Source organism: Geodermatophilus sp. SYSU D00700 (genome assembly GCF_054050255.1).
Map to the genome: position 1 here is coordinate 199,333 of NZ_JBJGZA010000005.1, position 10,296 is coordinate 209,628.

Sequence of the window (10,296 nt, forward strand, 5' to 3'; positions counted from 1 at the left end):
GTCCCCACCCCGGCCCCGGTCGGGCTCAGGTCGGCAGCCGTGTCAGGCCTCCGCGGGAGCGTCGGCCGCGGGAGCCGCGTCGCCGGCGGCAGCGCCGTCGCCGGAGGCGGCGCCCTCGGCGTCCGCGGCGACCGGGACCAGGCTGATCTTGCCGCGGGCGTCGATGTCGGTGATCTCGACCTGCAGCTTGTCCCCGACGTTCACGACGTCCTCGACCTTGCCGATGCGCTTGCCGCCACCGAGCTTGCTGATGTGCACCAGGCCGTCCTTGCCCGGCAGCAGCGAGACGAAGGCGCCGAACGGCGTCGTCTTGACCACGGTGCCGAGGAAGCGCTCCCCCACCTTCGGCATCTGCGGGTTGGCGATCGCGTTGATCCGGTCGACCGCGGCCTGGGCCGAGGGGCCGTCGGAGGCGCCGACGTAGATGGTGCCGTCGTCTTCGATGGTGATCTCGGCGCCGGTCTCGTCCTGGATCGAGTTGATCATCTGGCCCTTCGGGCCGATGACCGCACCGATCTTGTCGACCGGGATGCGCACCGTGGTCACCCGCGGCGCGTAGGGGCTCATCTCGTCGGGGGCGTCGATGGCCTCGTTCATCACGTCGAGGATGTGCAGCCGGGCGGCGCGGGCCTGGGTCAGCGCCTGGGCGAGCACGTCGGACGGGATGCCGTCGAGCTTGGTGTCCAGCTGCAGCGCCGTGACGAAGTCCTTGGTGCCGGCGACCTTGAAGTCCATGTCACCGAAGGCGTCCTCGGCGCCGAGGATGTCGGTCAGCGCGACGTACTCGGTCTTGCCGTCGACCTCGTCGGAGACCAGGCCCATGGCGATGCCGGCCACCGGGGCGCGCAGCGGCACACCGGCGTTGAGCAGCGACAGGGTGGAGGCGCAGACCGAGCCCATCGACGTCGAGCCGTTGGAGCCCAGCGCCTCGGACACCTGCCGGATCGCGTAGGGGAACTCCTCGCGGTCGGGCAGCACCGGCAGCAGCGCCCGCTCGGCGAGCGCGCCGTGGCCGATCTCGCGCCGCTTGGGCGAGCCCACGCGGCCGGTCTCGCCGGTGGAGTACGGCGGGAAGTTGTAGTTGTGCATGTAGCGCTTGCGCGTCTCGGGCGAGAGCGTGTCGAGCTGCTGCTCCATGCGGAGCATGTTCAGCGTGGTGACGCCCAGGATCTGGGTCTCTCCGCGCTCGAACAGCGCCGAGCCGTGCACCCGGGGGACGACCTCGACCTCGGCCGACAGCGGCCGGATGTCGGTGACGCCGCGGCCGTCGATGCGGACCTTGTCGCGCAGGATCCGCTGCCGGACGACCTTCTTGGTGACGGCGCGGAAGGCGGCCGAGACCTCCTTCTCGCGGCCGGCGAACTGCTCGGCCAGCGAGGCGAGGACCTCGTCCTTGAGCGCGTCGGTGGCGTCGTTGCGCTCGGTCTTGCCGGCGATCGACTGGACCTGGGTCAGGCGGTCGAGCGCGGCGGCCTCGACGGCGGCGTAGACGTCGTCCTGGTAGTCCAGGAAGCGGGGGAACTCCGCGACCGGCTTGGCGGCCTTCTCGGCCAGCGCGGTCTGCGCCTCGCACAGCGCCTTGATGAAGGGCTTGGCGGCCTCGAGACCCTGCGCCACGACCTCCTCGGTCGGCGCGGCGGCGCCGCCGGAGACCAGCTGGATCGTCCGCTCGGTGGCCTCGGCCTCGACCATCATGATCGCGACGTCGCCGTCGGGCAGGACGCGGCCGGCCACGACCATGTCGAAGACGGCGTCCTCGAGCTCGGCGTGGGTGGGGAAGCCGATCCACTGGCCGTTCACCAGCGCGACGCGGGTGCCGCCGACCGGGCCGGAGAACGGCAGGCCCGACAGCTGGGTGGAGGCCGAGGCCCCGTTGATGGCCAGCACGTCGTAGAGGTGCGCCGGGTCCAGGGCCAGGACCGTGATGACGACCTGGACCTCGTTGCGCAGACCCTTGGCGAAGGTCGGGCGCAGCGGCCGGTCGATGAGGCGGCAGGTGAGGATCGCGTCCTCGCTGGGGCGGCCCTCGCGGCGGAAGAACGAGCCGGGGATGCGCCCGGCGGCGTACATCCGCTCCTCGACGTCGACCGTCAGCGGGAAGAAGTCGAAGTGCTCCTTGGGGTGCTTGCCGGCCGTGGTGGCCGACAGCAGCATGGTGTCGCCCATGCTGACGACGACCGAGCCGGCGGCCTGCTTGGCCAGCCGCCCGGTCTCGAAGGTGATGCTGCGGCTGCCGTAGCTGCCGTTGTCGATGACCGCGGTGGCGGTGGTGACCCCGTCCTCGGGGTCGTACTCGGCCGCGGTGCTGGTCGCTGTGGTGGGTGCGGACACGTCGTCCTCTTCCTACGTCGCATGCGGCGACGTCCTCTTCGTGGCGTCCTGCGCCGGACTGCTCCGGGGTGACCGGTCTTCGATCGAAGCCCCCGGGGTCGTTCCCCCCGCGAGGGAGGTGCATGCCCGGGGGCCACCACCGAGGACCGACCAGCGGCGGGGTGCGCGCGGCGGGAGCCGTGGTCTCGCGGGGCGGGTGCCCCACGAGAGAGGGGACCGTCCCGGGCGGGACGGTCCCCTCTGGGTCAGCGGCGCAGACCGAGCCGCTCGATGAGCGAGCGGTAGCGGGTGATGTCGGTCTTCGCCAGGTAGTTCAGCAGCCGCCGGCGGCGGCCGACCAGCAGGAGCAGGCCCCGCCGGCTGTGGTGGTCGTGCTTGTGCTGCTTGAGGTGCTCGGTCAGGTCGCTGATCCGGCGGGTGAGCATCGCGACCTGGACCTCGGGCGAGCCCGTGTCCCTCTCGACCGTCGCGTACTCGGTCATGATCTGCTGCTTCGTCGCGCTGTCGAGCGCCATGGGCGGGCCTCCGGGCCTGGTCACGTGTGGCCCCCGGTCTGGGTCACGGGGGCAGCTCGCACACACGTCGGGCGGTGCCCGACCACCCGAGGTTACCAGCGGGCCGACGGGGCCCCGGCGGTGATCACCCGGCGGGGGGCAGCCCGAGCACCGCGCGGGTGCGCGCGATGTCGTCGGCCATCGCCGTGACGAGGGCGCCGGCGTCGGCGAAGGAGGTCATCGGCCGCAGCCGCGAGACGAACTCGACGCCGACGTGCTCGCCGTAGAGGTCGCCGGAGAAGTCGAGCACGAACGCCTCGACGGTGCGCCGCGAGCCGTGGAAGGTCGGGTTGGTGCCGACCGAGATCGCCGCCGGGGCGCTGTCGCGGGTGGCACCCGACGGGTCGCGGGTGACCAGCGCGCCGGCGTAGACGCCGTCGGCCGGGATCGCGGTGAACGGCGGGCTCTCCACGTTCGCCGTCGGGTAGCCCAGCTCCCGGCCGCGCCGGTCACCGCGGACGACGACGCCGTCGACCCGGTGCGGGCGGCCCAGTGCCCGCGCCGCGCTCTCCATGTCCCCGGCCGCGACACAGGCGCGGATGTAGGTGGAGGAGATGGTGACCGCGCCGTCGGCCGAGTCGTCGCCGGCCAGCGGGATCCCCTCGACGGCGAAGCCGAAGCGGCGGCCCTCCTGGGTCAGCGTCGTGACGGTGCCGGCCGCCCGGTGCCCGTAGGTGAAGTTCTCGCCGACGACGACCGCCGCCGCGTGCAGGTCCTCGACGAGCGCACCGTGGGTGAACTCCTCGGGCGTGAGCCGGCTGAACTCCCGGGTGAACGGGATGACGCACATGCCGTCGACGCCCAGCCCGGCGACCAGCTCGGCCTTGCGGTCGAGAGAGGTGAGGATCGCCGGGTGCGAGCCGGGGCGGACCACCTCGGACGGGTGCGGGTCGAAGGTGACCAGCACGCAGGGCCGGCGCATCGCCCGCGCCCGCTCGACGGCGGTGCCGATGAGCTGCTGGTGACCGCGGTGGACGCCGTCGTACATGCCCACCGTGACCACCGTCCGGCCGAGGTCGGCCGGGGTGGCCGCGGTCCCACGCCAGCGCCGCACGCGCCCCGCTCCCCCGTTCCCAGCCGGGTCGCTCAGGCGACCCGGTGCAGCCAGCCGTGGGTGTCGGGCACCCGGCCGTGCTGGATGTCGAGCAGCTGGGCGCGCAGCGACGTGGTGACCGGGCCGGGGGCGCCGTCGCCGACGGTGAAGTCGCCGGTGCGCGCCCGGACCTCGCCGACGGGGGTGATGACGGCGGCGGTGCCGCAGGCGAAGGTCTCGGTGACCGTGCCGTCGGCGACGCCGGAGCGCCACTCGTCGACGCTGAAGCGGCGCTCGGTGACCCGCATGCCGCGCTCGCGGGCCACCGAGACGAGCGACTCGCGGGTGATGCCGGGCAGCAGCGTGCCGGTGAGCTCGGGGGTGACCAGCTCGGCGTCGTCGCCGGAGCCGAGGACGAAGAACAGGTTCATCCCGCCCATCTCCTCGACGTAGCGCTTCTCGACCGCGTCGAGCCAGACCACCTGGTCGCAGCCGGCGGCGATCGCCTGCTCCTGGGCCAGCAGGCTCGCGGCGTAGTTGCCGGCGCACTTGACGTCGCCGGTGCCGCCGGGCGCGGCGCGGATGTAGTCCTCCGAGAGGTACACCGACACCGGGTGCACCCCGCGCGGGAAGTAGGCCCCGGCCGGGCTGGCGATGACGAGGAAGAGGTACTCGTTGGCCGGCCGCACGCCGAGGAAGGGCTCGGTGGCCAGCTGGTAGGGGCGGATGTAGAGCGTCTGGTCCGCGCCGGTGGGCACCCAGTCGCGGTCGGCGTCGACCAGCGCGTCGACGGCGCTGATGAAGGCGTCCTCGGGCACCGGCGGCATGGCCAGCCGGCGGGCGCTGCGGGCGAAGCGGGCCGCGTTGGCCTCGGGCCGGAACGTGGCCACGCTGCCGTCGGGCTGGGCGTAGGCCTTGAGCCCCTCGAAGATCGACTGGGCGTAGTGCAGGGCGGCGGTGGCGGGGTCGACCTGCAGCGGCGCGTACGGGGCCAGCCGGGCGTCGTGCCAGCCGCGGCCGGCCGTGTACTGGGCCACGAACATCGAGTCGGTGAAGTGGCGCCCGAAGCCGGGGTCGGCCAGCACCGCCTCGCGCTCCGCGGCCGAGCGGCGGGTCACGTCCTCCACGGTCACCGGCACGCCCTCGGTGAAGACCCGGGAGGAGGTGCGGCTGTCGGCGAGCGTGTCGGTCATGTCTCCCACCTGCGTGAGCTCGTGCTGGAGCCGGGCCGGCGGACGACCGGCCCCGGGCTCACAGTAGCGCCGGGCCCGGCGGCGGCCGGGGGCCGACCGCCGCCGCGGGGGATCAGGGCCGGTCGGGCGCCGAGCTCTCGATGACCTCGTAGGACCACAGGTGGTGGGAGTCGCTGGCCGCGGGGGCGAGCTCGTCGCCGCCGCCCTGGTGCGCCCGGGCGAAGTCCTGGCCGCCCTCCCAGGCCCGGTAGGCCTCCTCGCTCTCCCACCGGGTGTAGACGAGGTACTGGTCGGTGCCCTCGAGCGGGCGCAGCAGCTCGAACCACTCGAAGCCGGGGGTCTTCTCGACGGCACCGCCGCGGCCACGGAAGCGCTCCTCGAACCGCTCCTGGGCGTGCGGCGGAACGGTGATGGCGTTGATCTTCACGACGCTCATGCGCTCCCCTTGCCCCTCGCCGTGCCCCGGCTAACCGGAGCGGGGACCGGCCCACCGGGCGAGGATGGCGCGGTGACACAGGACAAGCGGCCCGGCGTGCTCTTCGACGTCGACGGCACCCTGCTCGACACCAACTACCTGCAGGTCCTCGCCTGGTGGCAGGGCTTCCGCGACACCGGGCACGACGACGTGTCGATGGCCGACTGCCACCGCTCGATCGGCATCGCGAGCGAGGAGCTGGTCGTCCACCTGCTCGGGGACGAGGCGACCGACGTCGAGGAGGTGTCGGAGGCCAAGAACCGGCGCTACGAGCCGCTGCGCGAGCTGGTGACCCCGTTCCCGCGCGTGGACGACCTCCTGGCCGCGTGCCGGGACCGGGGGCTGGCCGTGGTGCTGGCCACCAGCGGCAAGGAGTCGGACCTGGAGTGGATGGTGCCGGCGATCGGCGGCGAGGACGTCGTCGACGGGACGACCTGCTCGGCCGACGTCGAGTCGGCCAAGCCCGCGCCGGACCTGCTGCTGACCGCCGTCGAGGCGCACGGCCTGGACGCGTCCCGCACCGTGGTCGTGGGGGACACGGTCTGGGACGTGCAGTCCGCGCAGGACGCCGGGCTGCCGTGCATCGCGCTCACCTGCGGCGGCATCTCGCGCGCCGAGCTGCTGGAGGCCGGCGCCGACGAGGTCTACGACGACCCCGCGGACCTGCTCGCCCACCTCGACGACTCGCTGATCGGGAAGGCCGCCGGGTGAAGGACCCCCGTACCCCCCACGCCTCGCACGCTCGGCGCGGGCCCCTGCACGGGAGCCGTTCCAGCACGTCACTCGGGGAAGCCGACCGCGACCCGGGCGGTGGAGCCCGCGTCCTCGACCAGCGCGACCAGCCGGCCCGCGGGGTCGACGGCAGCGACCAGGCCCGGACGGCCGGTCGCGGGCACCCGCTGCCCGTACCCGAGGGCCCGCGCCTCGTCGTCGGTGAGCCGGCGCTCGGGGAAGACGGCGGTCGCGGCGTCGGTCAGCCCCAGCACGCCCGGGCCGCCCCCGGCGGCCAGCGCGGCCGCCGCCTCCTCGACCGGAGCGGCCCGCTCGGTGGTGAACGGCCCCGACGCGGTGCGGCGCAGCGCGGTGAGGTGGCCGCCCACGCCGAGGGCGGCGCCGGCGTCACGGGCGATGGCGCGCACGTAGGTGCCCGCGGTGCAGGCCACGGCGACCTCGACGTCGACCAGGTCGGGCGTGGGCCGCGAGAGGGCGTGCACGTCGATCCGGTGCACCGTGACCGAGCGCGGCTCCAGCACGACCTCCTCGCCGGCCCGCACGCGGTCGTAGGAGCGGCGGCCGCCGACCTTCACCGCGCTCACCGACGAGGGCACCTGCGACAGCGGGCCGGTCTGGGCGGCGAGCGCGGCGCGGACGGCGCCGTCGTCGAGGTGCGCGGCCGAGGTGGTGGTGAGCACCTCGCCCTCGCGGTCGTCGGTGACCGTCGTCTGCCCGAGCCGGATGGTGGCCTCGTAGACCTTGTCCGAGCTGCCGAGGTGGCCCAGCAGGCGCGTGGCGGCGCCGACGCCGAGCACGAGCAGCCCGGTGGCCATCGGGTCGAGGGTGCCGGCGTGGCCGACCCGGCGGACCGAGAGCACCCGCCGGGCGCGGGCGACGACGTCGTGCGAGGTCATCCCGGCGGCCTTGTCGACCAGCAGGACCCCGGGGGCGACGTCGGCGTCGGCGGCGCGGCGGCGGCTCATGCGCCCACCGTCGCAGGTGCGGTGAGCCACCTGTCCCCCGCCACCCGGGCCAGCACCGCGACCAGCCGCAGGACGACGAACAGGGTCAGCCCGGTCCACACACCGGCCAGCCCCCAGCCGAGGGGGCCGGACAGCAGCGACAGCGGGAGGAAGCCGACCAGCGCCGCGCCGACGGTCACCGTGCGCAGGTAGCCGACGTCACCGGCGCCCATGAGGACGCCGTCGAGGGCGAACACCACCCCGGCCAGCGGCTGGAACCCGGCGAGGAACCACCAGACCAGCTCGGCCTGCGCGCGCACCGCGGGGTCGCCGGTGAACAGCGGCACCAGCAGGTCGCGGCCGGCCAGCAGCAGCACCGCGACGAGCACGCCGGTGCCCAGCCCCCACAGGGTCACCCGCCGCGCTGTGGCGCGGGCCTCGTCGGGGCGGCCGGCGCCCAGCGCGTGCCCGACCAGCGTCTGGGCGGCGATCGCGTAGGCGTCGAGGACGAGCGCGAGGAACAGGAACAGCTGCAGCGCGATCTGGTGGGCGCCCAGCTGCGCCTGCCCCGCGCGCGCCGCCACGCCCGCCGCGACGAGGAAGGCCAGCTGCAGCACGGTGGCGCGCACCAGCAGGTCGCGGCCCAGGACCAGTTGCGCGCGGACGGCCGACGGGCGCAGCCGCCAGTCGGCGCCCTCGCGCAGCAGCGCCCGCACGAACAGGGCCGCCGTCAGCGACTGGCCGGCGAGGTTGGCCACCGCCGACCCGGGCAGGCCGAGACCGGCGGGGTACACGAGCAGGGGGCACAGCGCCAGGCTGAGCAGGCTCCCGGCCAGCACGAAACGCACCGGCCGGCGCAGGTCCTGCACCCCGCGCAGCCACCCGTTGCCGGCCAGGGACACCAGCAGCAGCGGCGCGCCGCAGCCGGCGATGCGCAGCCACTGCTCCCCCGCGGCGGCCACCTCCCCGGGTCCGCCGGCCAGCGCGCGGGTCATCGGCCCGGCGAACAGCTGGAACAGCAGGACGACGCCGGCGCCGAGCAGCAGCGCCAGCCAAGTGGCCTGCACGCCCTCGGCGACGGCGCCGGCCCGGTCGCCGGCCCCGGCGCGGCGGGCGGCGCGGGCGGTGGTGCCGTAGGCGAGGAAGTTGAGCAGCGCGGCGGCCCAGGCCAGCAGCCCGCCGCCGACGGCCAGCCCGCCCAGCGGCACGGTGCCCAGGTTGCCGATGACGGCCGTGTCGACCAGCAGGTACAGCGGCTCGGCGGCCAGCACGACCAGGGCCGGTGCCGCGAGCGCCACCACGCCCGGGGGCCGCCGTGCCCGCGGGCCGGGGCCGGGAGCCCCGTCCGCTGCCGGGAGTGGATCGGGAGGAGACCGGCGGGGTGCGGAGCTCATCCCTCGAGGAGCCGGTCCCGGATGGTGCGCACCGTGGCGTCGCGGTCGGCCGAGGAGGTGAAGCCGGCGGCCGCGCGGTGCCCGCCGCCGCCCAGCGCGATCGCGATGCGGGCGACGTCGGTGGCGCCGCGCGAGCGCAGGGACACCGACCAGGTGCCGTCGTCCTGGCCCTTGAGCACGCAGGCGACGTCGGCCTCGGCGGTCACGCGGACGACGTCGACCAGCGCCTCGAGCTGCTCGCCGGGCAGGCCGTGCTCGGCCGCCTCGGCGGTGCTCGACCAGGTCCAGACCAGGCCGCTGCCGACCTGCGGTTCGAGGACCGCCCGGCCGGTGACCGCCGAGAGCAGCCGCAGCCAGCCGAAGGGGGCGGTGTCGAACAGTCGCCGGCTGATGGTCGCGTGGTCGATGCCGGTGGCCAGCAGCCGCGCGGCGAGGGTGTGCGTCTCCGGCCGGGTGCTGCCGAAGCGGAACGACCCGGTGTCGGCGGCCAGTCCGGCGTAGAGCGGCGTCGCGAGCTCCGCGTCGAGGTCGACGCCGAGCTCGTCGAGCAGGCCGGCCACCAGGACGACGGTGGCCGGGGCGGCGGGGTCGACCAGCCGCACGTCGCCGAAGCCGGGGTTGCTGGCGTGGTGGTCGACGACCACGGAGGTCCCGGCCCGCTCGAGCAGCCCGGCCAGCTCCCCGAGCCGGGCCGGGGAGGCGGCGTCGAGGCTGACGAAGACGTCGGGAGCGCCGGGCACCGCGGTGGAGGGCAGCAGTCCCTCGGCGCCGGGCAGCCAGCCCAGGGATGCCGGCAGCACCGGCCGGCCGGGGAACGTGGCGCTCACCCGCGCGCCGCGGCGGCGCAGGCCCTCGGCGAGCGCGAGCGTGCTGCCGAGGGCGTCGGCGTCGGGCTGCACGTGCCCGGAGAGGACGACGCTCGCCCCCGCGTCGGCGGCCGCGGCGAGGACCGTGCCCGGCGTGCGGGGGGACGGGGCCGCGGGCAACGGCTCAGGCACCGGTGCCGGAGTCGCTGGGCGGCGCGAAGTCGGTGTCGTCGACCTCGCGCCCCCCACCGATGCCGTACCCGGGACCGCCGTCGTCGGGCTCGTCCTCGGCGATGCTCGGCGTGGTGCCGATCTGCCCCTCCCGCCCGCCGTCGGTGGGGTCACCCGCGTCGGGCTCGGCCCGTCCGCCGAGCTCCGAGCGGCCCAGCCCCTCGTCGGGCAGGTGCGGATCGGGGTCGTTCTCGCTCACGAGGCACTCCTGTGGCGCGCGGGCGCGCTGTCGTCGGACTCCTCGTCGGCGGCCGGCTCCGACGGGGCCTCCTCGTCGTCCTCGGGGTGCCGGTAGGGGTCGGCGTCCCCGGCGTAGGTGGCGTTCTCGCGCAGCCGGGCGAGCTCGGCGTCGGCCGACCGGACCCGCTCGAGCGCCGCGTCGAGCTCCCGGGCGGTGTCGGGGACGACGTCGGAGACGAACGTCAGCGTCGGGACGAACTTGATGCCGGTCTGCTTCCCGACCGTCGAGCGCAGCACGCCGGTGGGGGGGGGGGGGGGGGGGGGGGGGGGGGGGGGGGGGGGGGGGGGGGGGGGGGGGGGGTTTTTTATGGTGTGGTACCGGGCGGCGGCGGTGTACGCCGCGGGCGGGACGGTGTTCAAACG

Annotated in this window: 11 protein-coding genes; 1 reads left to right on the plus strand and 10 read right to left on the minus strand. The window is 75.3% G+C overall.

Annotated features, from left to right (window positions below; translation table 11 throughout):
• Nucleotides 1–42: 42 nt before the first annotated feature.
• From ACI79V_RS06605 to ACI79V_RS06625, 5 genes are all read right to left on the minus strand, one after another.
• Nucleotides 43–2,331, minus strand: coding sequence for a polyribonucleotide nucleotidyltransferase (locus ACI79V_RS06605; protein ID WP_456887657.1), 2,289 nt, complete (start codon nucleotides 2,329–2,331; stop codon nucleotides 43–45).
• Between the two features lie 245 nt (nucleotides 2,332–2,576).
• Nucleotides 2,577–2,846 carry a 30S ribosomal protein S15 gene (gene rpsO, locus ACI79V_RS06610; RefSeq protein ID WP_456877894.1) on the minus strand — a complete coding sequence of 90 codons (270 nt, stop codon included), beginning with the start codon at nucleotides 2,844–2,846 and terminating at the stop codon, nucleotides 2,577–2,579.
• Nucleotides 2,847–2,970: 124 nt separating this feature from the next.
• Nucleotides 2,971–3,939 (minus strand): bifunctional riboflavin kinase/FAD synthetase, encoded by a 969-nt coding sequence (locus ACI79V_RS06615; protein ID WP_456887659.1) that lies wholly within the window; start codon nucleotides 3,937–3,939, stop codon nucleotides 2,971–2,973.
• 32 nt (nucleotides 3,940–3,971) lie between these two features.
• A complete protein-coding gene (locus ACI79V_RS06620) occupies nucleotides 3,972–5,111 on the minus strand; it encodes a branched-chain amino acid aminotransferase (RefSeq protein WP_456887661.1) in 1,140 nt (379 codons plus the stop codon).
• 112 nt (nucleotides 5,112–5,223) lie between these two features.
• Complete coding sequence (locus ACI79V_RS06625) at nucleotides 5,224–5,547, minus strand: antibiotic biosynthesis monooxygenase family protein (RefSeq protein ID WP_456887664.1); 324 nt, start codon at nucleotides 5,545–5,547, stop codon at nucleotides 5,224–5,226.
• Nucleotides 5,548–5,619: 72 nt separating this feature from the next.
• Here ACI79V_RS06625 and ACI79V_RS06630 point away from each other — a divergent pair, with 72 nt between their 5' ends.
• A complete protein-coding gene (locus tag ACI79V_RS06630) occupies nucleotides 5,620–6,297 on the plus strand; it encodes an HAD family hydrolase (protein ID WP_456887669.1) in 678 nt (225 codons plus the stop codon).
• A 68-nt stretch (nucleotides 6,298–6,365) separates the two neighbouring features.
• On the opposite strand, the gene truB is transcribed toward ACI79V_RS06630, so the two are convergent.
• The 5 genes from truB to ACI79V_RS06655 form a co-directional block, all read right to left on the minus strand.
• A complete protein-coding gene (truB, locus tag ACI79V_RS06635) occupies nucleotides 6,366–7,283 on the minus strand; it encodes a tRNA pseudouridine(55) synthase TruB (RefSeq protein WP_456887671.1) in 918 nt (305 codons plus the stop codon).
• Nucleotides 7,280–8,563, minus strand: a complete 1,284-nt coding sequence (locus ACI79V_RS06640; RefSeq protein ID WP_456887673.1) for an MATE family efflux transporter — start codon at nucleotides 8,561–8,563, stop codon at nucleotides 7,280–7,282. The genes truB and ACI79V_RS06640 overlap by 4 nt, the downstream gene beginning before the upstream one ends.
• 89 nt (nucleotides 8,564–8,652) lie before the next feature.
• Nucleotides 8,653–9,654 (minus strand): DHH family phosphoesterase, encoded by a 1,002-nt coding sequence (locus ACI79V_RS06645; RefSeq protein ID WP_456887675.1) that lies wholly within the window; start codon nucleotides 9,652–9,654, stop codon nucleotides 8,653–8,655.
• On the minus strand, nucleotides 9,647–9,892 hold the full coding sequence (locus tag ACI79V_RS06650) for a hypothetical protein (RefSeq protein ID WP_456887678.1): 246 nt from the start codon (nucleotides 9,890–9,892) through the stop codon (nucleotides 9,647–9,649). Before ACI79V_RS06650 ends, ACI79V_RS06645 begins: the two co-directional genes overlap by 8 nt.
• Nucleotides 9,889–10,170, minus strand: coding sequence for a hypothetical protein (locus ACI79V_RS06655; protein ID WP_456887680.1), 282 nt, complete (start codon nucleotides 10,168–10,170; stop codon nucleotides 9,889–9,891). Before ACI79V_RS06655 ends, ACI79V_RS06650 begins: the two co-directional genes overlap by 4 nt.
• Nucleotides 10,171–10,296 lie beyond the last annotated feature (126 nt).